Below are 22,473 nucleotides of genomic sequence, written 5' to 3'. Positions count from 1 at the left end.
AGTGCTGAGCATTCTCGTACCGGGCGGATCCGGGCAGCTGGGTCGGGACCTCGCGGCGCTCGCCGTGGACTCCATCGACGCCACGACCCCGTCGTCGTCGGAGCTGGACGTGCGCGACACCGGCCAGGTCGTCGCCGCGGTGACCGAGCTGGCCGCCCGGGCGCGGGCGGCGGGGACGTCGCCGGTGGTGATCAACGCGGCGGCCTACACCGCGGTGGACGCGGCGGAAACCGATGAGGAGCGGGCGTTCGCGGTGAACGCCGACGGCCCCCGGGTGCTCGCCGCGGCGTGCTCGTCGCGCGGGGTGCCGCTCATCCACGTGTCCACGGACTACGTGTTCGCGGGCGACGCGACTTCGCCGTACGAGACCGATGCCCTGCTGGGCCCGCTCAACGCCTACGGCCGGACGAAGGCGGCCGGGGAGGACGCGCTGCTCGGTTCGGGTGCCCGTTCGTGGATCGTGCGGACGTCCTGGGTCTACGGCAAAACCGGGTCGAACTTCGTCGAGACCATGGCGCGGTTGGAAAAAGAGCGCGACGAACTGTCCGTAGTGGACGATCAGACCGGTTCGCCGACCTGGTCACGCGATCTCGCCGCCGGCCTGCTCGAGCTGGCAGGCCGGGTCGCCGCCGGTGAAGGGCCGACGCAGCGGGTGCTGCACTGCACGGGCGGCGGGTCGACGACGTGGTGCGGCTTCGCGAAGGCGATCTTCGCGGAGCTGGGCGCGGATCCGGCGCGCGTGAAGCCTTGCACGACGGCGGAGTTCCCCCGTCCGGCGGCGCGCCCGGCGTACGGGGTGCTGTCGAACGCGTCCTGGCGCGAGGCGGGTCTTACGCCGCTTCGGGGCTGGCCTGATGCACTGAAGGCCTACTTCGCTTCCTGACCCTCCCGCAATTAGTCACCTACTTGCCCCGAACGTATTCGTGCGCCGGAAGGTCTAAAGGGCAAGTAGGTGACTAATTGCGGGAGGTCAGTGCTTCGTGCTCGCCTGGCGGTATGCGGCGACGGTGAGTTCGGCGCACGCCCGCCAGGTGAAGTTCGCGACGTGCGCGCGGCGCGCGGCCGAAGTGGCGACGGCGTGCGGGTCGCTGACGGCCACCCGCAGCGCCTCCACGAGCCCGTCGACGTCCTCGTAGGGGACCAGGCTCGCGCAGTTCCCCGCGACCTCGCGCAGCGCCGGGATGTCCGTGCACACCACGGGAACGTCCGACGCCAGCGCTTCCAGCACCGGGAGCCCGAAGCCTTCGTCGCGCGACGGCAGCACCAGCGCGCTCGCCCCGGCGACGACCCGCCGGAGGTTCACGTCCGACAGGTAGCCCACGTGGCGCGAACGAGGGCCCACCGTGAACGAACCGGGACCGACGAACACCAGATCAGGCAGATCCGGCGCGGCCTCGTGCGCCTGCCGAAGCCAGTGCAGGCCCTTCCGGGGCCCGGGGGCGCCGGCGAAGAGCAGGTACTTGTCCGGAAGCCCGAGTTCCTTGCGGCGTTCCGGGTCCGGTGGGCGGGCGGTGAACCAGGCCGGGTTCACGCCGAGCGGGGTGACGATGATCTTGCCGCGGTCCACGTCGAGCCGTTCGGCGACCTGGTCGGCGACAGCGTTGGTGGGCGTGCAGATCGCGTCCGCGAGCCGGGCGCCTCGCCGCACCAGCCGCGGCAGTTCGTGATCGCTCGGCGCGAGCTCCTCGGGAGCGTCCAAAAAGGCCAGGTCGTGGATGGTCACCACGCCCGCGGCGCGGAACCGGCCGGGCAGCACGAAGTTGGTGCCGTGCACGACATCCGTCGGACCGGCGAACAGTTCCACCGGCGGCAGTTGCGAACGCAGCCACGCCTTGCGCAGCAGCCGCGCCGCCACCGGCATACCCCGTGCCCGGACGCCGTGCGGGAGCACGTGCCGCAGCCTTCGCCAGCCGCGCAACGTGAACGCGACCGCGCGAGTGTCCACTTCGGACATCGAGGCGAGCTCTTCGGAGAGTGCGACGGTGTACCGGCCGATACCCGTCCTGGCACCGAGAAGCGGGGTCCCGTCGAGCAGGACGCGCAAGGGGCGGTCAGCCACGGCCGAGCCTCTGCTTCGCGACCTTGACCACGCGGCCGCCGACGCGCCGCGCGAGCTCCTTGGGGCCGCCGTCGGCGAGGTACTCGCGGATCAGGCCGACGTCGCGGAGCAGCATTTCCTTGCCCCGCACCGGTTCGGAGACCACGAGGTCACCGGAGCCGGGAAGCCGGTCGGCGGCGGGCCGCGGGTTCCGGCAGAACTCGACCAGCGGTTTCAGCGCCTCCGGCCAGGCGTAACGCCGGGCGACCGCGGTCATCCGCTCGACACAGCCCGCGGCGAATTCCTCGTCGTACAGAGCCTTTTCCAGCGCGTCGGCCAGCGCGTCCACGTCCTCGGCCGGGACGACGACGCCGAGCCGTTCCTCGCGGACCAGGTCGGCGAACGAGTCGCCGTCGGTGGTGACGATCGGCAGCCCGGCCCACAGGTAGTCCAGCACCCGTGTCCGGAACGCGAAGGTCGTCTCGACGTGCTCGTAATGCGTCGTGACGCCGCAGTTCGCGTCGAGGAGCCAGTTCTGGCGCTCCTCGTACGGGACCCACTGCTGGTTGAAGAACACGTGCTTGCCGGTGAGCCCGAGCGTGTCGGACAGCAGCATCGTCCGCGCGCCGATGTCCATCTCGGTGACCTCGGGGTTGGGATGCTTCATCCCGAGGAACACCAGGCGGACGTCGCCGCGACGCTGCCGCAGCCGTTCGATCGCCCGGACCAGGGTCAGCGGGTCGAACCAGCTGTAGACGCCGCCGGCCCACAGCACGACATGGTCGGTCTCGCCGATACCGTCCAAAGTGGACCGCAGGCCGGGGCCGGTGCGGACCGGCGCCTGTGGCGGCAGGCCGAACGGGACGATCGACAGCAGCGACTGGGTGGTCGGGTCGGCGTCGTACAGGCGAGGCGACAGCCTGCCCATCGCGGCGAGGTGGCCAAGCCAGAAGTGCCGCTGGCGTTCCGACGCGCACAGGAAGAAGTCGCCGCGTTCCAGCTGCGCGTCGAGGACCTTGGTGACCCCGATGAGGTCCAGCGCCCGCTTGTCGTCGGGAACGCCCTTGCCCTGTTCGAGCAGTTCGAGGTGCATCGGGTCGTACAGATCCGCGACCACGATCTTGTGCGCGTACTGCTTCTTCAGCGACGGCGCGAGTTCCAGCACGTGGCCCTGCAGGACGATGATGTCGGCCCACTCGATCGGGGTCTCCAGATCGCGCCGGGTGGCCGCGCTGACCCGGAACGCGGCGGGCGGCGGATCGGCGAGCGGGTTGACCGTGACCAGGTGGACGTCGTGTTCGGTGGCGAGGGTCGTGGCCATGTTCCACGCGCGGATCGCCGGGCCCGCCATCCGTTCGGTGATCGCGTCGCCGGTGATCACCAGTACCTTGCGGCGCTGGCCGAAGAGCGCGTCGATGCCGAACGTCTCGACCAGGACGTCGTGCGCGGCGAGGTAGCGCGGAAGCGGATACGCGGGCTCCAAGGCCTTGCGCAGCAACGGAAGCAGATCAGCGTCGGTGCGGACGCGGGCGGCCTGTTCGGCGGCGCGCGACTCGGTGAGCGAGGGCAGCAGTTCGACGAACTGGTCGATCGCCAGCACGCCGGCCAACGTCGTCCTCGGCACCTCGACCGGTCCGGTCTCGGCCGGACCGACGCCCTTGGCGAGGTCGAACCGGGTGGCGTCGAGGTCACCGCGCGCGGTCGCCCGGCGGACCGCCAGCGCCAGCGCGGCGGGCAGGGCGCGCGCGAGTGTTTCGTCGGAGAGGTTCTTGTACAGCGCGGCCAAGGCGTTGCGTTCCAGCAGGAAGGTCTCGCGCCCGGAATCCGGTGCGTCCACTGTGGACATCGTGGCGTGGTGCCGGTGGTAGGTCAGCGACTCCGGCACGTAGCGCACGCGCCAGCCGCGAAGGTTCAGCCGCCAGCCGAGGTCGACGTCCTCGTAGAACATGAAGAACCGCTCGTCGAAGCCACCGAGTTCGGCGAACACCCCGGCGCGGACGAACATCGCCGAACCGGTCGCGAACAGGACGTCCTTGGCGATCTCGTGTTCGGCGGCGGGGACGTCGGCCAAGGGGCTGCCCGCGTGGCGCTTGTAGCCCATGCCGAACCAGGTGAGGCCCGCGTCGACGAAGTCGGTGCCGGTGCCGTCCCAGTCGAGGACCTTGCTGGCCACCGCGGCGACCGTCGGTTGCGCGCGCAACTCGGCAACGGCCGCGCCGGCCCAGCCGGGAGCCGGGCGGGCGTCGTTGTTGAGGAAGGCGAGAACGGTGCCGGTGGCGTGCCGCGCGCCGAGGTTGCAGCCGCCCGCGAAGCCGGAGTTCACCGGGGACTCGACGAGCTTGACGCCCGGGGCCGCGGCTCTGATCTCGGCCACGTCGGTGCCGCCGGAGGCATTGTCGACGCAGATGACCTCGAGGTTCGGGTAATCGTGTTCGGCGAGTGCGCGCAGGCAGGTGATGGTGTCGGCCGCTCCCCGGTAGTTGACCACGATCACCGAGACGACCGGTTGCGTTTCCCCCTGCGCCAAAGCCGTACTCCCTGCTCTCGAATGGGGCAAGCTTAATTGCCCGCCCACGCGTCCCAGACCGCGCCTCGGCCCAGTGTCGCCCGCCGCCCGATGGCCCGCCGCTCGAGCAGCGTGCGCGGCAGGCGGGCGGCGACGGCGCCGAGGACCCGGCACCGGAGGCTCGGACGGAAGTTCGGTGCCGCTGGTTTCCCTCGGAGGGGCAGTACCAGGGTGAGCACGGCGAACTTCACCAGCTGGCGGATCGCCACCGCGCGCGGAGCACACCGCAGGAGGGTCAGCAGGCGGTTGCGTTCATTCCACAGATGGAACTGGACCGAACCCGGCCGGGTGCTCGCGCCATGCCGGTGGGTGACCTCGGCCTCGGCCCCCACGACGTCCCAGCCCGCCAGCCGCAGCCTCCACGCCGTGTCGGTGTCCTCGTAGTAGCAGAAATAGGACGCCGGAACGCCGCCGACGGAACGGAGTGCCTCGGCGTTCAGCACGGCCGCGCCTCCGCAGAAACCGAAGACTTCTTCCGCGGGTTCGGGCAGGTCGGCACCGTGGCCGTCGGCGGTCAGGCGGACGCCGGTGGACTGGACGGTTCCGTCGGCGAGCGTCAGCCGGGCGCTCACGGCGGCGGCGAGCGGAGCCTTGGCGAGGGTGTCTTCGCAGGTCGCGAGCCAATCCGGGGCCGGGGCGGCGTCGTCGTTCAGCCAGGCCATCAGCGGGGTGCCGACTTCGTCCAGCGCGGCGGCCATGGCGCCCGCGTAACCGGTGTTGCGCCGCAGCCGGAGCACCTCGGGCTTCGAGGGATGGGCGGCGAGCAGAGCGGCCGTTCCGTCGTCGGAGGCGTTGTCGACGACCAGCGTCCGATGCGGGCGGGACTGCGCGGCGAGGGCGTCGAGGCAGGCGGAGATGTGCGCGGCGCCGCGCCAGGTGACCACGACGACGGTGGTGCTGGTCATGCCAGAGAGAATAGAGACCATGCCCGAACTGGTCGTGCTCGCCGAGCAGCTGCTGGCGCCCGTCCCCGGCGGGACCGGCCGCTACACCGGGGAGCTGCTGCGGGCGCTCGCCGAGACCGCGCCGCCGGGATGGACGGTGTCGAGCGTGGTCGCACGCCACGGCGACGTCGGCGCCGCCGTCGTCGAAGGGGTCGAGGGCCCGCGCGTGCTGCCGATCCCGCCCCGCGCGCTGATCGCCGCTTGGCAGCTGGGCCTGCCGTGGTGGCCGGGTGGCGACGCGGTCCACGCGCCGACGCCGCTCGCGCCCGCGCGGGTGCCCAAGGGGCGGACGCTGTCGGTCGCGGTGCACGACACCGTGCCCTGGACTCATCCCGAGACGCTGACGCCACGCGGCGTCGCGTGGCACAAGGCGGTGATCGCGCGGGCCGCGTCGCGGGCGACCGCGCTCACCGTGCCGACGCGAGCGGTCGCGGACGAGCTCACCGCGCTGTTCCCGGTCTCGGTGCCGCTGCGCGTGATCCCGCACGGTGTCCGGCCGCATGCCGGGTTCGCCGAGGTTTCGCTTCCGGAGCGGTACGTGCTCGCGATCGGGACCATCGAGCCGCGCAAGGGCATCGACGTGCTGATCGACGCCGCCGGCCGGATCGGGGTGCCGCTGGTGCTGGCGGGTCAGCCTGGCTGGGGCGGCATCGATCCGGTGGCACTGGCGCGCGAGCACGGCGCCGATGTCCGGGTGCTGGGGAAGGTGAGCGACGCGGAACTGGCGACCACGTTGCGGGGCGCGTCGGTGCTGGCGATGCCGAGCCGGGCGGAGGGGTTCGGGCTGCCGCTGATCGAGGCGATGGCGGCCGGGGTGCCGGTGGTGCACTCGGACGTCCCTGCCCTGGTCGAGGTGGCCGGGGGAGCGGGCGTGGCGGTGCCTGTCGGCGACGCGCAAGCGCTTGCGGACGCCCTTCGTGCCGTACTGGACCATCCGGAGCAAGCGGCGGCGCTGCGTGACAGTGGTCTCAGCCGTTCGAGTGAGTTCACCTGGCGGGGTGCCGCTTCCGCGGTTTGGAGTCTCCACCAGCGCTAGCGGGTTGCCTGACAAGACGCAGCCGGAGTTTTCCTCTCGTGAAGTGAATCTGTCGGTTCCTCACCGCGCTGCCAGTGAGCCGCCGTACCCTCCTAGGGTGACCGAAGACCCTCGCGTGCTGATCGACGCGACCGCCGTCCCCGCGGACCGGGGTGGCGTCGGTCGCTACGTGGATTCGCTGGTCGCGGCGCTGGACGAGGACGGCGCGCGGATCACCGTCGTCTGTCAACCGCGGGACGCGGTGCTGTACGACCGGCTGGCACCCGGCGCGCGGATCGTGCCCACCTCACCGTCGACGTCGACCAGGACGGCCAGGCTGACCTGGGAGCAGGCGACCCTGCCCCGCCTGGTCCGGCGGCTCTCCGCCGACGTCGTCCACTCCCCGCACTACACGATGCCGCTGGCCAGCCCGGCCGCTTCGGTGGTGACCCTGCACGACGCGACCTTCTTCACCGACGCGGTACTGCACTCTTCGGTGAAAGCGCGCTTCTTCCGCGCCTGGACCGCGACGGCGCTTCGCCGCGCGACACTGTGCATCGTGCCGAGCATCGCGACGGCGGCCGAGCTGGACCGCGTCGGCCAGGTGCGCTCCGCCGAACTGGAGATCATCCATCACGGCGTCGAACCGGATCGGTTCCATCCGCCCTCGCCCGCCGAGATCGAGGCCGCGCGGCAGGCCGTCGGCCTCGGGAAGACACCGTACGTCGCCTTCCTCGGCGCGCTGGAACCGCGCAAGAACGTGCCCGCGCTGATCCGCGGCTTCGCACACGCCGTGAACGGCAGGCCGAACCCGCCGGCGCTGGTGCTGGCCGGGCAACCGGGCTGGGATTCGCAGGTCGAACGCGCACTCGACGCCGTACCGCACCGGCTGCGGGTCATCCGGGCCGGATATCTGCCGTTCGACACGCTCGCCGGCTTCCTCGGTGGCTCCGAACTGGTCGCTTACCCGAGCCTCGGCGAGGGGTTCGGGCTGCCGGTGCTGGAGGCGATGGCGTGCGGCGCGGCCGTGCTCACGACCCGGCGGCTCTCCCTGCCGGAGGTCGGCGGGGACGCGGTCGCCTACTGCGGGGTCGGCGCCGGAGACGTCGCGGCGGCCATCTCGGAACTGCTCGACGCCCCGGCGAGGCGGGCCGAGCTGGCCGAAGCCGCGCTCCGGCGGGCGAAGGAGTTCTCGTGGGCGACGACCGCGGAGCGGCATCGGGAGGCTTACGCGAAGGCTTGGTACCGGCATGCGCAGCGGCGGGCGGGCTGAGGCTCCTGGGCGCGCGGCAGCGGTGGCGGGAGAGCAAGGGACCTTTGCTATCGCCCCGGGGTAAGTGCGGCAGGTGGGGTATGCTCGAGGTGCGAGGCCCCGGTGGGGCCGAGTATGAAAGCCCGTGACGCGTCCGGACGGTCGTCTCGCGGGCTTTTCGCTGTTCAGGGCTCGATGACCGAGTCGATGAGCCGGCTCGCTCTCCGGCGCCAAGTGCCGCCCGCGCCGAAACACCATCCCACCGCGTCGGAAATCCACAGCAGGGGTTCGGCGGTCGAGTTCAGATGTTCGTAGGTGAGCTCGGTCTTGGACGGGCGGTGACCGAGAGCCTTCTGCAGGCACCCAGGTAGACGGTCGTCGTGACTTCCAACGCGGCTATGCGGTCGATCAGTCGCCTGCGGCGGGGGTTCCTTTTCTTTCTTGAAGTGCAGTTCCCGTGCGCCGGGAAGCAGCAACGAACTCAACTCTCGCCGCGACGGCGCGAGCTGCGCGGGGGCGACCAGCGTCATGCACAGGAGGTATCGCTGATCTCGCACCGATTCGTCGATGAAGGCGTGCACGGGCATCGACCCATTCTGCCCGGCGATGATTGCGGAAAGCAGCGGGGTGCACACGTTCAGTTGCGGCGTTGCAACTGCCGGGGTGGGTGCGGCGCGGTCGCGTTCGGTGACGGGTGGACAATGGCCGCGTGACTGAGCACCCCAGCTACGGCGACGGGCTCGCCGTCGTGACCGTGACCTACTTCCCCGGCGAAACCCTCGAGAAGTTCCTCGACACGCTCGAGAAGGCGACGGACCGGGACGTCCAGGTCGTCGTCGCCGACAACGACTCGACGGGCGACGACGCGCTGGACAAGGCCGCCCGCCGGGACAACGTCAAGCTGCTCAGGATCGGCGAGAACGTCGGCTACGGCACGGCCGCCAACCGGGGTGTCGCGGAACTCGACGACAGCTACGGCTGGGTCGTCGTGGTGAACCCGGACCTCGAATGGGAACCCGGTTCGCTCGACGCGCTGTTGGAGGTGGCCGAGCGCTGGCCGCGCGGTGGTGCGTTCGGTCCGCTCATCCACGATCTCGACGGCACCGTCTACCCGTCGGCCCGGCTGCTGCCGTCGTTCGGCCGGGGGATCGGGCACGCGGCGTTCGGCAAGATCTGGCCGGGCAACCCGTGGACGCGGCAGTACCGGCAGGAGACCGGCACCCCGGTCGAGCGCACGGCGGGCTGGCTTTCCGGGTCCTGCCAGTTGCTCCGCCGCGAGGCCTTCGACTCGGTAGACGGCTTCGACACGCGCTACTTCATGTACTTCGAGGATGTCGACCTCGGTGACCGGCTGACTCGCGCGGGCTGGCTGAACGTGTACGCCCCCTCGTCGAGCGTCATGCACATCGGCGGGCACTCGACTTCGCAGGCCTCGGAGAAGATGCTGCGCGTGCACCACGAAAGTGCGTACCGCTACCTCGCGGACCGTCACCGCGGACTCCTGTGGAAGCCGGTCCTGCTCGCGGTGAAGGCCGGTCTCGCGCTGCGGCTCAAGCTCGAAACGCGCCGGAAGTAGCCGTTCCGGCCACCGGAACTCGCGCGACTCCGCTCCTCGTCGTCGTTACCGTCGGTGCATGGACTTCGCCGCACTGGACACCTGGCTGACCGAACGCGCCGGGGAGGACCGCTTCTCCGGGGTCGTGCTGATCCGGCGGGGAGCCGAGACGCTGTTCGAACACGGGTACGGCCTGGCCAGCCGCCGCTGGTCGGTGCCGAACGCGCCGGACGTCCGGTACGACACCGCGTCGATCACGAAGGTCGTCACCGCGATCGCCGCGGTGCGCTTGGCCGACGAGGGGTGGCTCGATCTCGATCGCCCAATCGGCGAGATCATCGACCTCGATGGCACGGCGATCGCGCCCAGGGCGACGACGCGGCAGCTGCTCACGCACACGTCCGGGATCGCCGACGACGCCGACGAGGAAGCGGGCGAGAGTTACGAGGCGTTGTGGGTCGACAAGCCGGTGTACTCGGTGGTCGACACACGGGACCATCTGCCCAATTTCGCTTATCGGGCACCGAATTTCGCCCCTGGCGAAGGCTGCCGGTATTGCAATTCGGGCTACGTCCTCGCCGGGCTGGTGATCGAGGAGATCACCGGAAGGCCGTATCGCGACCACGTCCGGGAGACCGTGCTCGACCGCGCGGGGATGACCGATTCGGGCTTTTTCGACCGACGCGATCCGGCGCCGAGGGTCGCGGAGGGCTGGGACCCGGTCCTCGACGGCGAGCGGATCACCGGCTGGAAGCAGAACATCTTCAGCTACCCGCCGATCGGGACACCCGATGGAGGTGCGTACTGCACCGTCGGCGATCTTGTCCGGCTGCTTCGGGCGATCCGCGAGGAACGGCTTCTGAGCCCTGCGCGCACGAAGGAGTTCCTCACGCCGCAGGTGCTTCACAGCAGCGGTGTCTGGTACGGCTTCGGCCTCGAATTCGTCCTCGCGCCGGACGGCTCGGTGCGGCACTACTACAAGGACGGCGGGAACGTCGGCGTCTGCTCGCTGATGCGGCACTATCCGGCCGAAGGGCTGGACGTCGCGATGCTGTCCAACGCCACGTACGGCGGGGGAGCGGCGATCAAGGAGATCGATCGGGTGATCCGGGCTTCCTGAGCGGGTCCCGTAATGACATGAACGGTCCGTTCCTTGCAAAATTTGCGAGGAACGGACCGTTCATGGCGCGCGTGAGGGGCTAGATGCCGTCCAGACGGCGCGAGAGGTTGGACCGGCCCGAAGGGTTCTGCTTCACCGTCGGCACCAGGCCGCCGACCTCGTTCTCGACGGTCTCCGGCTCCGGCTGCTCGATCAACGGGCTCTGTACCGGCGCGGCGGGCGGCCGCCGGGTGAGCGGGGTCGTCGCCTGTGGCAGAGGCCTGGTCCGCTGGGGAGCGCCGGGACGGCGGGGATACGGCTGCGGCTGGGTCGAGCCTTCGCCCCGTGCCGGCGGCAGGTCCAGCCGCGTCGTCGGTTCGGCCCCGGCGAGCGGGTGATCGTTCTCGGCGATCAGCGAAGCCGGTAGCTGAGTGGTCGTATCCGGGTCCGAGGAACGGTCGATCTCGGCGACCACCGATCGGGGGATCTGCTGAGTGTTCGCGGAGTCCATCGGAGACGTCGCGTTGTCCGGTGTCACGACGAAGGCTCCACGCGCGCTTGCGCGTGCGAGCAAGGCGTCCGCCCGAGCACGGGGGTCCATTCCCCTAGGCCTCCCGACTGACCTGGGGCCCTCTGGGTTCAGGGCCGACTGTGTGTTGTCTAGGGTAGGCCCTAGGTGCGGCTGCCGTCAGCAGACCCGCAAACGTCTTCCGACAAAAGTTGGCGGGCCGCCAGTACTCAGGCTTCCATGTCCGAGAGGATCCGCGTGCTGGAGTCCGCCTTGTCCGTGCCGCCGATGCCGTAGACCATCGAGATGTTGTTGCGGGCCCCCGCCTCGACCTCGTCGGCCGGGAGCTCGTCGACGTTGCGCCGGTCGCCGCCGTTGCAGAACTCGAGCTCCGTGTCGGGGTACGCCGCGCGGATCTGGTCGAACGATTCGTTGATGCCCGGCCCCTGCTCGACGGCGATGTACACGTCGTCGACGATGCGCAGGGCGCGGACGATCCTGGCGCGGACGTCCTCGGTCTGGATCACCCTGCCCTTCTTGAGGACTTGCTGGTGATCGTTGTTGACGATGACGATCAAGTAGCCGGACCGCGCCTGCGCGGACTCGAACAGGTCGAGATGGCCCTGGTGGAGCGGGTTGAAGTACCCGCTGACGATCGAGGCCTTCGCCGGTCGCTCGGTCATCGTCGGTGTCCTCCGTAGGCTTACGGTTTCAGGTGGCCCGCTCACCCTAGCCGAGTGCCGGGTAGTTTCACCGTGTGCTGTTCCGTCCTGGGTACTCGCTCGATCTGGACGCGGTCCTGGGGCCGCTGAGCCGGGGATCGCGTTCGCCCAACGTCGTCCGCACCGAGGGCGGGGTCACCTGGCTGGCCGCCAACACGGCGGACGGCGCGGGCACGCTCGCGCTGCTGCGGCGCGCCGATGGCGAGATCGAGGCGGAGGCCTGGGGGCCCGGCGCGGACAGGCTCCTCGAAGGCGTTCCGGCGATGTTGGGCGCGCATGACGACGACTCCGAATTCGTCGCGCACCACGACGTCATCGCGTCGGCGCGGCGCCGGAACCCGGGATTGCGCCTCGGCTCGACCGGCCGGGTGTGGGACGCGCTGGTGCTCGCCGTGCTGGAGCAGAAGGTGACCAGCACGGAGGCGCTGCGGTCGTGGGGCGAGCTGTGCCGCTGGTTCGGAGAGCAGGCGCCAGGGCCGGGCCCGGAGCGGCTGCGCGTGCCGCCGACACCCGTCGCCATCCGATCCATTGTGGACTGGAAGTGGCATCGCGCCGGGGTGGACCTGAAACGGCGGACGACGCTGATCACCGCCGCCCGCGTCGCGTCACGGCTGGAGAAGGCCGTCGAACTGAAGGGTGTCGAAGGCCGGGCCTGGCTGCGGAAGGTGCCCGGCATCGGCGTGTGGACCGCGGCGGAGATCGCGCAACGTGCCTGGGGAGACCCGGACGCGGTGAGCTTCGGCGACTACAACATCCCGTCGATGGTCGGGCACGCGCTGGTCGGGGCGAAACTCGACGACGTGGGGATGTCCGAGGTGCTGGCGCCGTATTCACCCCAGCGGCAGCGCGCGGTGCGCTACCTGTCGACGGCCGGATTCCGCCGGCCGAGGTTCGGGCCGAAGATCGAACTCCGCGACTACCGGGCGATGTGACTCAGTTGCCCCAGCCCTGCGGCGGGTAGGGCTGCTGCTGGCTGGGGTACTGCGGCGGCTGCTGCGGGTACTGGTGGTGGGGGTACACCGGAGGCTTCGGCTTGTTGAGCGCCTTCACCAGGAAGAAGATCCCGACGCCGACGCCGGCGAGGACCAGGACGATGACCAGCAACATCAACACGGAGACTCCCATTCCGTGAGGCTAGCCCAGCGCCGCGTCGACGATCGCCTTGGCCTCGTCGCGGCCGAGGCCCAGCTTCCTGGTCAACGCGGCGTAGTCGGCGGCCGCCTGCCTCGCCCGTTCGCGGGTCTCGTCACCGACGGCGCTCACGAACGTCCCGGCCCTGCCGCGAGTCTCGATCAGGCCCGCTTCTTCGAGCTCGCGGTAGGCCTTGGCGACCGTGTTGGGGGCGATGCCGAGGTCTTCGGCGAGTTTCCGCACGGTCGGCAGTTTCGCCCCGACGGGCAGAGTGCCGTCGTTGATCTGCTCCGCGTAGGCGGTGCGGACCTGCTCGAAGGGCGGGACCGAGGAGTTCGGGTCGACCCTGACCATGCGGTTTCTCCCTGCTGGAAATGCCGTGAAGGCCTCCTTGCCTACCTTGAGGGTAGGGAAGGAGGCCTTCACGGACAGCGGACTACTGGCGGGGCGGGACGACCTGGGTTCGGTCGCCGCCGGCGACGACCTGGGTGGCGTCACCGCCGCCACCGGGCACCACCTGCGTCCGATCGCCGCCCGCGGGGGAGACGACCTGCGTCCGGTCCGCGGCGGGTGAGACGACCTGGGTGCGGTCCGCGCCGGCGTCCGCCTGCTGCTGCGGGGACACCACCTGCGTGCGGTCCGCGCTGCCGTCGATCGGCGGCCCCGGCTGCGGGGGAGGCGGCGGGAAACCAGGCTGAGCCATGCCGGGCGCACCGAACGGATTGGGCGCAGGGGTGCCAGGAGGCGGCGCGAAACCCGCGGGGGCGCCAGGCGGCGGGAATCCCGCCGGAGGCGGCGGGAAGCCGGGCGCCTGGCCGTAACCGGGCTGAGGCGGCGGGAAACCGGGCTGCTGCTGCCAGTTGCCCTGCGGGGCGGGACCGCCGGCGGGCGGGGGCGGCGGGAAGCCGGGGGCCGGGCCGCCACCGCCGAAGTTCGGGTTCTGCGGGAAGGTCATCGGCGGCTTCTTCGCCTGGTTGACCTTCACGATGATCACCACGATCACGATGATGATGACGATGATCGCCAGCGCCAGCAGAAACCAGCCGAAGCCGTCACCGTCACCGCTGCTGTGGACCCGGACCCGGTCGAGGTATGGCGTCAGCGCCGTCAGCATCATTCCCCCTTCAGAACGTCAGCCGACACCCTAACGGCCGAGCGCGACGGGCACTGCGGCTTCCATCAGTTCGGCGAGATCTTCCGACCCTTTCGGCAGGGAATCCACCGGCCACCACCGAAGATCGTCCGATTCGTCACTTTGGACCGGTTGTGCTCCCCGGGGTGCGCGCACCACGAAACGCACGTCGAAATGCCGGGTGGGCACGCCGAGCGAGCACGTGATCGGGTGGACGTCGAGATGCACCGGCGCCGGGTCGATCACGAGGTCCTCGATGCCGGATTCCTCGCGTGCCTCCCGAAGGGCGGCGTCCGCGAGCGTCGCGTCGCCGGGCTCGCAGTGCCCGCCGAGCTGCAACCAGCGCCCGACTCGCGGATGCAGGGTGAGCAGCACGTTTTCCGCGTCGGCGTCGAGAAGGACGGCCGACGCGGTGATATGCCCGGCCGCGCATTCGCGGCGGCAGACGTCGTCACGGGCGGCGAGGAAGCCGAGATAGGCCTGGCGCAAGGATTCCTGAGTCGCGTCCCCGGGGCGCCAACCGGACAAAGTAGACACAACGTCGTCGTGCAGGGTCACAGTTCGAGAAGTCCTTCACCGGGTTCGACGGGGCCGCGCGCGGGCGGAAGGGCGGCGGGATGCCCGATCGCGACGGCGCCGAGCGGTTCCCAGCGCTCGTCCAGGCCGAGCACGTCACGCACGATGTCCGCGGCGAAGATCGTCGACCCGATCCAGCACGAGCCCAGGTCTTCGGCGGCGAGCGCGACCAGCAGGCCCTGCACGGCGGCGCCACCGGCGACGGTGAACATCGTGTGCTCACAAGCGTTCCGCCGGTCGTCGCGGTAGGTGTGCGCGCCCTCGGCGACGAGGAACGGCACCACGACCTCGGGCGCGTTGTAAAGGATGTCGCCGCGGCTGAGACGCTTCGCGACCTGTTCGGCGGTGAAGTCGTCGGCTTCGAGATCGGCTTGCCATGACGCCTTCATCGCGTCGAGAAGCTTGCGGCGCAAGCCTTCCTCGCGCAGCCACACGAACCGGACCGGCTTCGTGTGATGCGGCGCGGGCGCCGTCAGCGCCGTCCCGACCGCGCGGCGCAGCACCTCGGGGTCGACCGGCTCGTCGGTGAACGACCGGATCGAACGCCGCGCGAGCACGGCTTCCCGGCGGCCCTGCGCGATGGATTCGTTGGTACCGAGGCGGAACAGGTCTTCTTCGACCGGCCGCAGCAGTTTGCGGGCGGTCGAACCGTCGTCGGTCAGCCGAAGCCCGCGCACGACGGCGACCGGTGTCCCGCCGAGCTTGCCCTTGACCAGATCCGCCGCGGCGGCGAGTTCGTCGGCGATCGCCACCTCGGTGACGGCGAGTTCGTTGCCCTGGCTGTCGACCTCGCCCGCGTACGAGTGCAGCACCCGCAGCCCGGACGCGCCGATCGCGGCGTCGGTCTGCCCGACCCGCCAAGCGCGGCCCATCGTGTCGGTGACGACGACGGCGACCTCGACACCGAGCCGTTCCCGCAGCCCGTTCCGCAGCGCGAGCGCGGAAGCGTCCGGATCGGACGGCAGCAGCGCGACCTCGCCGGAGGCCACGTTCGACGCGTCCACCCCGGAGGCGGCCTGCACGATGCCGAGCTTGTTCTCGGTGATCACCGTCCGCTTGATCCGCGCGATCACGCGGACGGACTCCTCTTCGACGAGCTTGCGCCGGGCGGCGTCACGCTCCTCCGGATCGGCGGGGACGCGGATCAGCATGCCCTCGACCTTGGAGACGATCTTGCTCGTCACGACCAGGACGTCGCCCGACCGCAGCCAGGGAGCCGCTTCGACGAGCGCCCCGGTCAGGTCGTCGCCGGGACGGAACTCCGGCAGGCCTTCGACCGGCAGGATCTCGATCTTCGCGGAAGCGTGGTCACTCAACGGAAACTCCAGCCAGATCGAAGGCGGCGCGCACCATGGCCGCCGTGGCGTCCACATCGGACATCAGCAGAGGTACGTCGCGGACGGCGACCCCCGGCACGTCGACGGTCTCACCCTCGGAGACCAGCCACCCGTCGAGGACGCCGTCGGATTCCTTGCGGGAGCCGTAATGCCGCCCGACGGCCTCGGCCGAGGTCTCCACGCCGATCGCGCTCAGGCACGCGTCGGCCATCCCGCGCAACGGCTTCCCGCCGATGATCGGCGAGACACCGACGATCTTGGCGCGTGTCTTCCGCAGTGCGTCGCGGATTCCCGGGACACCGAGCGTCGTGCCCACGGAGACCACCGGATTGGAGGGCGCGAACAGCACGATGTCCGCGGCCGCGATCGCGTCGAGCACGCCCGGTGCCGGCTTGGCCTCGTCGGCGCCGACGGCGATGATCGAATGCGCCTTCGGCTCGGCGCGGTAGCGCACCCACCACTCCTGGAAGTGGATCGCCTTGCGCTGGTCCGGATCCTCCGGGTCGTCGATCACGACATGCGTTTCGACGCGGTCGTCCGACATCGGCAGCAGGCGCACGCCCGGCTGCCAGCGATCGCACAGCGCCTCGGTGACCTGCGAAAGCGGATAGCCCGCGCGCAGCATCCGCGACCGGATCAGATGCGTCGCGATGTCCTTGTCGCCCAGGCCGAACCAGGTCGGCTCGGCGCCATAGGCGGCGAGCTCCTCCTTGACCGTCCAGGTCTCCCCGGAATGGCCCCAGCCGCGCTCTTCGTCGATCCCCCCGCCGAGGGTGTACATGCAGGTGTCCAGGTCCGGGCAGATGCGCAGACCGTGCATCCACACGTCGTCCCCGGTGTTCACCAGCGCGGTCACCTCGTGCGGCGAGTCCGGCGCGGAACCGGTCGCGGGCAGACCCAGTGCTTGTTTGACCCCCAGCAGGAAGCGGGCCCCGCCCACTCCGCCGACCAAAATGACGACCTTCACGACGGGCGATCCTCGCACGCCCCCGGAGCCGGGGCCCAGTAGCGGTACCTGTGGTGCTCCGTACAGCCCAGGCTTTCGTACAGCTTCAGTGCGCCGGAGTTCGCCACGGCGACCTGCAACAGCATCCCGGTCGCGCCTTGAGCGGCTCCCCAGGCGCCCACGGCGTTCATCAGCCCGCGTGCCAGCCCCCGCCGCCGGAACTCCGGCCGTACCTCCAATCGGGCGATGTGCAGCCACTCGCCGACGACCGCTCCGCGCACCGCGCCTGCCGTGACGCCGTCCAGCTCCACGATCCCGAAGCCGACCTTGCCGGTGCCGAGGACGTGCCTCGGCGCCTCCGGCGGATCCGCGCTGCCCGCCGCCATTTCCCACCATCCGGAAGTCGGCTCGTCGAGGATCACCGCTCCCGCCGAGGTCCCGCGCGAGAGCGGCCCGGTCAGGAGGCGGACCTCGTGCGCGGGGCGATGTTCCACATAGTGGACCCAGCCGTCGGCGGCGATGGCATCCTCGAGAGACGTGTTCTGGATCACCTGAACGACGGGCGGGATGGCATGATCGTGGGCGAAGTCACAGACCGTCCGCAGGGCGTCTGGCAGCGGTTTTCCCGGGTCACCGATCGCCAGGGCACTGTTGGCCCGCGCGGTGAACCCGTCCGCCCAGCGGAGCCTCCAGTCACCGATCCGGCTCTCCAGCAGGGGAGTCCAAGCCCGGCTACAGGTGAGCTCGAGCATTTCCGCACTGTTCACGGTTAGATTGTGCCAAGGAAGGCAGTGGAGGGACCCCGATGAGCATCGCGCGCAAGGACGACAGGCACAACGAAGACCTCGTCCGCGAGATCTCGGACGGCTTCAACCGGGCATTGGGCGCGGAAAAGGCCGTCGAGAAGGGCGAGACGGACACAGTGGCGGCGAAGCCCGCCGCGCCGAAGTTCGTCATCACTGGGGACAGCAGGGCCACTCCGCCGCCTCGCCGGAAAGACCGCTGAACGCCCATACCCGGGGTAGGCGATAAGGGTGGCCTAAGCGGGCCGGTCGCGCCCGTGGGCGCGTAATGTCCGTTGCAGACTGGTGAAGCAGAGATAAAGCAGGAGTACGCAGTGACCTACGTGATCGCCGAGCCCTGCGTCGACGTGCTCGACAAGGCGTGTATCGACGAGTGCCCCGTGGATTGCATCTACGAGGGTGACCGCATGCTGTACATCCACCCGGACGAATGCGTCGACTGCGGTGCCTGCGAGCCGGTCTGCCCCGTCGAGGCGATCTACTACGAGGACGACGTCCCCGACGAGTGGAACGACTACACCAAGGCCAACGTCGACTTCTTCGACGAACTCGGCTCGCCCGGTGGCGCCTCCAAGGTCGGCAAGACCAGCCACGACCCCGCCTTCATCAAGGCTCTTCCCCCGCAGGGCGAATGAGCCGGGTCGCTCTTCCCGATTTTCCCTGGGATTCGCTCGCCGAGGCGAAGGCGAAGGCCCAGGCGCATCCCGGCGGCCTCGTCGACCTGTCGATCGGCACGCCGGTGGACCCGGTCCCCGAGAGCATCCGCGCGGCGCTCGCGTCCGTGTCGGAGGTCCCGGGGTATCCGACCACGCACGGGATCCCCGAGCTCAGGGCCGCCGCGATCGACGCGCTGTCGCGGCGGCACGGCATCGTGGGTGTTCCCGAGGCGGCCGTGCTGCCGACGATCGGTTCGAAGGAACTGGTCGCTTCGCTGCCGCGGCAGCTGGGGTTCGGCCCCGGCGATCTCATCGTGATCCCCGAGGTGGCGTACCCGACCTACGAGGTCGGGGTGCTGCTGGCGGGTGCCTCCCTGCTGCGCGCGGACAGCACGTTCGCGCTCGGACCGCAGCGGCCTTCGATGCTGTGGATCAACTCGCCGTCCAATCCGACCGGGCGCGTGCTCGGCGTCGACCACCTGCGCAAGGTCGTCGAGTGGGCGCGCCAACGCGATGTCGTCGTGGTCTCCGACGAGTGTTATCTGGCGCTGGGCTGGGAAAGCGAGCCCGTGTCGATCCTGCACCCGTCGGTGCACGGCGGCTCCCTCGACGGCCTGCTCGCCGTCCACTCGCTGTCGAAATCCGCGAACCTCGCCAGCTATCGAGCCGGATTCGTCACGGGTGACCCGAAGCTCGTCGCCGGGCTGCTGGAGATCCGCAAACACTCCGGGCTGATCGTGCCGCGGCCGGTGCAGGAGGCCATGGTCGCCGCCCTGAAGGACGACGAAGCGCTTGCCGTGCAACGGGAACGCTACGCGCGCCGTCGGTTGGTGCTGCGGAAGGCGTTGCTGGACAGCGGTTTCGAGATCTCGCATTCCGAGGCCGGGTTGTATCTCTGGTCCACGCGCGGGGAATCCGCGCTCGACACGGTCGACTGGCTGGCCGAACGCGGCATCCTCGCCGCGCCGGGCACGTTCTACGGGCCTGCCGGTGGGAGGCACGTCCGGATCGCCTTGACGGCGACGGACGAACGGATCGACACCGCCGTGGAGCGGCTCGCTTCCTGACTAGGACACGTCGCGGCCGGTGAAACCCCGGTAGACGAACCGCGTCAGCGCCTCGACGGCTTCTTCTTCGGAGACCGACGCCGGGTCGAGCAGCCACGTGTGCGCGAAACCGTTGACCAGTTCGGCCATCATCGCGAGCGTGACCCGCTCCGACGCCGGGAGTTCCATGCCCGCCGCGGTGATGTACCCGAGGTGGTCGAGCAGGTCCTCCGCCTGATCGGCGCCGAAGCGCGCATAGGTGCGTGCGAACTCGTCGCTGACCATGGCGGCCTGGCGCAGCGCTAGCATGGTCGCGGCGTTGTCACGGTGGAAGTTCCAGTACTCGCGGACGTGCCAGCGCACGGCTTGCGGGTCGGTGAAGTCGGGGATGTGCTCCGGTGAGGTCGCGTTGACGTCGCTCGCCGCCGCGAGATCTTCGAGGAGTGCTTCGAGCAGCTCTTCCTTGCTCGTGAAGTGGTTGTAGAACGAACCCGCCGCGCGTCCGGCCTCCGCCGTGATGTCGGTGATCTTGGTGTTCAGGTACCCCTTCGCCGCGAAAACGCGCTTCGCCGCCTCCTTGAGCGCGGCCTCGGTTTCCGCTGCCTTCTCCTTGCGGCTCGTCGCCGTCATCGCCACCTCCTTGACAGGGAAGGCTAGCAACGGCCAAACTGAATCTAGATTCACTGAATCATAATTCATCGGAGGGAAGATGACCGAGGTACTGATCGCGGGAGCCGGGCCGACCGGCCTCACGCTGGCCATCGATCTCGCGCGCCGCGGCGTCGCCGTGCGGATCGTGGAGAAGGCCGAGACGTTCTTCGAAGGCTCGCGCGGCGACGGCCTGCAACCGCGCACGCTGGAGGTCTTCGAGGATCTCGGGGTACTGGAGGCGGTGCTGGCCGTCGGGCAGCCGCCGGTGCCGATGAAGATCCACCTGGACGGTGAGGTCGTCGGCGAGCGGATGATGGCCGAACTCACCGAGCCGACCCCGGACGTGCCGTATCCGAACGGGTTCTTCCTCGGCCAGTCCCGGACCGAAGGGATCCTGCGCGACCGGCTCGCCGAATTCGGCGTCCAGGTCGAACTCGGCACCCCGTTGCTCGGCTTCGAACAGGACGACGGCGGCGTGACGGCCGAACTGCCGGGCGAGCGGGTCCGCGTCGAGTACCTCGTCGGCGCCGACGGCGGGAAGAGCTTCGTGCGCAAGGCGCTCGGGATCGCGTTCGAGGGCACGACCGACGAATCGATCCGCATGCTGCTCGGCGATGTCCAGGCCGAGGGTCTCGATCGCGCGTACGGACATTGGTTCGCGAAGCCCGAAGACCCGATGTCGGGGATCGGGCTCACGCCGCTGCCCGGGGTACCGCACTTCCAGTTCGCCGCGCCACTGGGCGAAGAGGAGGTCGAGGCGTCGCTCGGCACCTTGCAGTCCCGGCTCGACGAACTCTCCGGCGGCGGGATCCGGCTGCACGACCTCGCCTGGGCGACGGTGTGGCGGCCCAACATCCGGCTCGCCGAGCGGTTCCGGATCGGCCGGGTGTTCCTCGCGGGCGACGCCGCGCACGTCCACCCGCCGACCGGTGGGCAGGGACTGAACACCGGCGTCCAGGACGCGTACAACCTGGGCTGGAAACTCGCCGACGGTTCACCGGAGCTGCTCGACAGCTACGAGCCCGAACGGCGCGGGGTCGCCGCGCGGGTGTTGAAGATCAGCACCGAAATCCTCGAGAAGTACAAGGAAGGTGCGGAAGACGCGCACGAGCGCGGCGAGAACACGCGTCAGCTCGACATCGGGTATCGCGGTGGCCCGCTCGCACCCGTGGCGACCGGCCGGATCCGGCCCGGCGATCGTGCCCCGGACGCGCCGCTGAGGGACGCGAACGGCAAGTCCGTCCGGCTGTTCGAGGTGCTGCGCGGCCCGCAGGCGACGCTGCTGGTGTTCGGCGACGGTCCGGCACCCGAAGGCGCGCGGCGGATCCTGCCCGCGGGCAGTGCGCTGTCCGACGCGGATTTCGAGGACGTCGGCGGGCACGCCTTCGCCGCGTATGAAGCCGAGAACGGGCGGCAGGTGCTGATCCGCCCGGACGGCTATATCCGCGGGCTCACCGCCTGAGCGGCTTCGTCGACTTCGGCCCAGACGTCGCGCCAGACGGCACGGACCTCGGCGCGGCGCAGCAGTTCCTTCTCCGCGATCCGGCCGGCGATGAAGGCGACCTCGGAATCGACGGAGGCCACGACGCCACGCATTCGATCGGCGGCGACGCAGGCGTCCTGGTGGTCCCCGAGGACGGTCTGGAAGTTCTTCGTGGCCTTGATCAGCCGCTGGATCCGCTGCGCCTGCTTCTTCTTCGCGGCGGGCTTGGCCATCTCGGCGGCGTAGCGGAGTTTCTTGCCGTAGATGCGAAGCGCGTGAAGGTCGTCATCCGGGGGATCGGCGGGAAGGGCCTTCACGGCCTTCGCGAGCTTTCGATGCGGCTTCGCGAGACCGGCCACGAGATCGGCCGAGGTGGGGGCGGCCTCGGACGTGGGTTCTTCGACGGCGGGTTGCCGGGCGAGGCGGCCGATGTCCTGGAGCATCGAGGCGTATCGGGGGCTGGCGAGCGCGCGGGTGAGCCGCCGCTTCGCGACGCCGCGTTCGGTGACGAACTTCGCCACCAGACGGCGCGCGGCCGGCTGGTCGCGCACCTCGAACTCGGCGACGACCTCGCGGAGATGCCCGATCAGGACGTCGTAGTCGCGGACGTCGCCGAGGGACTGACCGAGCCAGCCGAGCTCGGCGCGCACCGGCTCGGCGTCCGGGCCGACGAGACGGCCAGAGAGCTTGAGGACGCTCCGCATACGGCGCAGGGCGACCCGCATCTGGTGCAGGTCTTCGGGGTCGGCGCCGGATTTGGTGCCTGGTTCGTGCGCGAGGAGTGTGCGGATCTCGACGTCGAGTTTGACCCGGACATGGGTGGCCGCCGGATCACCGGGCCCGGCTTTCGCGGGCCTTTCGCCGAGCCCGAGCGCGGCCGGAGTGGTCGAAGGGGCGTTCTTGCGCGGCAGAGCCTCGGCTGTCACGAGATGAATTCTAGGTGAACCGGCAAGGTGGTCCAGGCCGTGAGAGAAGCAAGGGACCTTTGCTACCGCCCTCCCGGGGGGAGTGGT

25 protein-coding genes are annotated in these 22,473 nt (G+C 70.1%); 10 read left to right on the top strand and 15 right to left on the bottom strand.

What is annotated here, in order from left to right:
- The first annotated feature begins 1 nt into the window (after position 1).
- Entirely contained in the window at positions 2 to 883 is an 882-nt protein-coding gene (gene rfbD / locus CVV72_RS24080) for a dTDP-4-dehydrorhamnose reductase (RefSeq protein WP_219145921.1), read from the top strand.
- Positions 884 to 970: 87 nt separating this feature from the next.
- Here the strand turns inward: rfbD and CVV72_RS24075 are convergent, their stop codons facing one another.
- From CVV72_RS24075 to CVV72_RS24065, 3 genes are read right to left on the bottom strand one after another with little or no spacing between them, the layout of a single operon-like run.
- A complete protein-coding gene (locus CVV72_RS24075; protein ID WP_219145920.1) occupies positions 971 to 2,059 on the bottom strand; it encodes a glycosyltransferase family 1 protein in 1,089 nt (362 codons plus the stop codon).
- Complete coding sequence (locus CVV72_RS24070) at positions 2,052 to 4,565, bottom strand: glycosyltransferase (RefSeq protein ID WP_219145919.1); 2,514 nt, start codon at positions 4,563 to 4,565, stop codon at positions 2,052 to 2,054. The genes CVV72_RS24075 and CVV72_RS24070 overlap by 8 nt, the downstream gene beginning before the upstream one ends.
- Positions 4,566 to 4,597: 32 nt before the next feature.
- Positions 4,598 to 5,509 carry a glycosyltransferase family 2 protein gene (locus CVV72_RS24065; RefSeq protein WP_219145918.1) on the bottom strand — a complete coding sequence of 304 codons (912 nt, stop codon included), beginning with the start codon at positions 5,507 to 5,509 and terminating at the stop codon, positions 4,598 to 4,600.
- Positions 5,510 to 5,528: 19 nt separating this feature from the next.
- On the opposite strand from CVV72_RS24065, the gene CVV72_RS24060 reads away from it, so the two are divergent.
- Both CVV72_RS24060 and CVV72_RS24055 read left to right on the top strand, forming a co-directional pair.
- On the top strand, positions 5,529 to 6,584 hold the full coding sequence (locus tag CVV72_RS24060; RefSeq protein WP_219154086.1) for a glycosyltransferase family 1 protein: 1,056 nt from the start codon (positions 5,529 to 5,531) through the stop codon (positions 6,582 to 6,584).
- A 115-nt stretch (positions 6,585 to 6,699) separates the two neighbouring features.
- Entirely contained in the window at positions 6,700 to 7,836 is a 1,137-nt protein-coding gene (locus CVV72_RS24055; protein ID WP_219154085.1) for a glycosyltransferase family 1 protein, read from the top strand.
- Positions 7,837 to 8,000: 164 nt separating this feature from the next.
- On the opposite strand, the gene CVV72_RS24050 is transcribed toward CVV72_RS24055, so the two are convergent.
- Complete coding sequence (locus tag CVV72_RS24050) at positions 8,001 to 8,402, bottom strand: hypothetical protein (protein ID WP_255632240.1); 402 nt, start codon at positions 8,400 to 8,402, stop codon at positions 8,001 to 8,003.
- A 122-nt stretch (positions 8,403 to 8,524) separates the two neighbouring features.
- On the opposite strand from CVV72_RS24050, the gene CVV72_RS24045 reads away from it, so the two are divergent.
- Together CVV72_RS24045 and CVV72_RS24040 are read left to right on the top strand one after the other, a co-directional pair.
- Positions 8,525 to 9,391, top strand: a complete 867-nt coding sequence (locus CVV72_RS24045; RefSeq protein ID WP_219145917.1) for a glycosyltransferase family 2 protein — start codon at positions 8,525 to 8,527, stop codon at positions 9,389 to 9,391.
- A 58-nt stretch (positions 9,392 to 9,449) separates the two neighbouring features.
- Positions 9,450 to 10,490, top strand: a complete 1,041-nt coding sequence (locus CVV72_RS24040; protein ID WP_219145916.1) for a serine hydrolase — start codon at positions 9,450 to 9,452, stop codon at positions 10,488 to 10,490.
- A gap of 79 nt (positions 10,491 to 10,569) precedes the next feature.
- Here the strand turns inward: CVV72_RS24040 and CVV72_RS24035 are convergent, their stop codons facing one another.
- Both CVV72_RS24035 and CVV72_RS24030 read right to left on the bottom strand, forming a co-directional pair.
- Positions 10,570 to 11,070: a hypothetical protein gene (locus tag CVV72_RS24035; protein WP_219145915.1), complete on the bottom strand. Its 501-nt coding sequence runs from the start codon at positions 11,068 to 11,070 to the stop codon at positions 10,570 to 10,572.
- Positions 11,071 to 11,207: 137 nt separating this feature from the next.
- Complete coding sequence (locus CVV72_RS24030; protein WP_219145914.1) at positions 11,208 to 11,660, bottom strand: adenylyltransferase/cytidyltransferase family protein; 453 nt, start codon at positions 11,658 to 11,660, stop codon at positions 11,208 to 11,210.
- A 74-nt stretch (positions 11,661 to 11,734) separates the two neighbouring features.
- Between CVV72_RS24030 and CVV72_RS24025 the strand changes: the two genes are divergently transcribed.
- Positions 11,735 to 12,631, top strand: coding sequence for a DNA-3-methyladenine glycosylase (locus CVV72_RS24025; RefSeq protein WP_219145913.1), 897 nt, complete (start codon positions 11,735 to 11,737; stop codon positions 12,629 to 12,631).
- Between the two features lies 1 nt (position 12,632).
- On the opposite strand, the gene CVV72_RS24020 is transcribed toward CVV72_RS24025, so the two are convergent.
- The 7 genes from CVV72_RS24020 to CVV72_RS23990 all read right to left on the bottom strand — a co-directional run bounded on the left by CVV72_RS24020 (position 12,633) and on the right by CVV72_RS23990 (position 17,573).
- A complete protein-coding gene (locus tag CVV72_RS24020; RefSeq protein ID WP_219154432.1) occupies positions 12,633 to 12,824 on the bottom strand; it encodes a hypothetical protein in 192 nt (63 codons plus the stop codon).
- Positions 12,825 to 12,833: 9 nt separating this feature from the next.
- The gene (locus tag CVV72_RS24015; protein WP_219145912.1) at positions 12,834 to 13,184 is read right to left on the bottom strand and encodes a GntR family transcriptional regulator; all 351 of its coding nucleotides are present in this window, start codon (positions 13,182 to 13,184) and stop codon (positions 12,834 to 12,836) included.
- An 82-nt stretch (positions 13,185 to 13,266) separates the two neighbouring features.
- Positions 13,267 to 13,944, bottom strand: a complete 678-nt coding sequence (locus CVV72_RS24010; protein WP_255632824.1) for a hypothetical protein — start codon at positions 13,942 to 13,944, stop codon at positions 13,267 to 13,269.
- 30 nt (positions 13,945 to 13,974) lie between these two features.
- Positions 13,975 to 14,520 (bottom strand): NUDIX hydrolase, encoded by a 546-nt coding sequence (locus tag CVV72_RS24005; protein WP_219145910.1) that lies wholly within the window; start codon positions 14,518 to 14,520, stop codon positions 13,975 to 13,977.
- Positions 14,517 to 15,911 (bottom strand): coenzyme F420-0:L-glutamate ligase, encoded by a 1,395-nt coding sequence (locus tag CVV72_RS24000; protein ID WP_370641814.1) that lies wholly within the window; start codon positions 15,909 to 15,911, stop codon positions 14,517 to 14,519. The genes CVV72_RS24005 and CVV72_RS24000 overlap by 4 nt, the downstream gene beginning before the upstream one ends.
- Positions 15,847 to 16,842, bottom strand: coding sequence for a 2-phospho-L-lactate transferase (cofD, locus tag CVV72_RS23995; RefSeq protein ID WP_219145908.1), 996 nt, complete (start codon positions 16,840 to 16,842; stop codon positions 15,847 to 15,849). Before cofD ends, CVV72_RS24000 begins: the two co-directional genes overlap by 65 nt.
- Positions 16,839 to 17,573: an N-acetyltransferase gene (locus CVV72_RS23990; protein ID WP_219154084.1), complete on the bottom strand. Its 735-nt coding sequence runs from the start codon at positions 17,571 to 17,573 to the stop codon at positions 16,839 to 16,841. The genes cofD and CVV72_RS23990 overlap by 4 nt, the downstream gene beginning before the upstream one ends.
- A gap of 53 nt (positions 17,574 to 17,626) precedes the next feature.
- Here CVV72_RS23990 and CVV72_RS23985 point away from each other — a divergent pair, with 53 nt between their 5' ends.
- The 3 genes from CVV72_RS23985 (at position 17,627) to dapC (ending at position 19,347) form a co-directional block, all read left to right on the top strand.
- A complete protein-coding gene (locus tag CVV72_RS23985) occupies positions 17,627 to 17,827 on the top strand; it encodes a hypothetical protein (RefSeq protein ID WP_034304919.1) in 201 nt (66 codons plus the stop codon).
- Between the two features lie 111 nt (positions 17,828 to 17,938).
- Entirely contained in the window at positions 17,939 to 18,259 is a 321-nt protein-coding gene (gene fdxA, locus CVV72_RS23980; RefSeq protein WP_016331413.1) for a ferredoxin, read from the top strand.
- Complete coding sequence (dapC, locus tag CVV72_RS23975; protein ID WP_219145907.1) at positions 18,256 to 19,347, top strand: succinyldiaminopimelate transaminase; 1,092 nt, start codon at positions 18,256 to 18,258, stop codon at positions 19,345 to 19,347. The genes fdxA and dapC overlap by 4 nt, the downstream gene beginning before the upstream one ends.
- Here dapC and CVV72_RS23970 read toward each other — a convergent pair whose 3' ends face one another.
- Positions 19,348 to 19,956, bottom strand: a complete 609-nt coding sequence (locus tag CVV72_RS23970; RefSeq protein ID WP_219145906.1) for a TetR/AcrR family transcriptional regulator — start codon at positions 19,954 to 19,956, stop codon at positions 19,348 to 19,350. It lies immediately after the preceding gene.
- 79 nt (positions 19,957 to 20,035) lie between these two features.
- On the opposite strand from CVV72_RS23970, the gene CVV72_RS23965 reads away from it, so the two are divergent.
- A complete protein-coding gene (locus tag CVV72_RS23965; protein ID WP_219145905.1) occupies positions 20,036 to 21,439 on the top strand; it encodes an FAD-dependent monooxygenase in 1,404 nt (467 codons plus the stop codon).
- Here the strand turns inward: CVV72_RS23965 and CVV72_RS23960 are convergent.
- Positions 21,415 to 22,386: a CHAD domain-containing protein gene (locus tag CVV72_RS23960; protein ID WP_219145904.1), complete on the bottom strand. Its 972-nt coding sequence runs from the start codon at positions 22,384 to 22,386 to the stop codon at positions 21,415 to 21,417. The two genes, CVV72_RS23965 and CVV72_RS23960, sit on opposite strands and share 25 nt — an antisense overlap.
- Positions 22,387 to 22,473: the final 87 nt, after the last annotated feature.

Origin of the sequence: Amycolatopsis sp. TNS106 (assembly GCF_019330265.1) — a bacterium.
Lineage (GTDB): Bacteria > Actinomycetota > Actinomycetes > Mycobacteriales > Pseudonocardiaceae > Amycolatopsis > Amycolatopsis lurida.
Note: the sequence above shows the minus strand (reverse complement) of the source record. Positions and strands in the feature narration are given on the sequence as shown.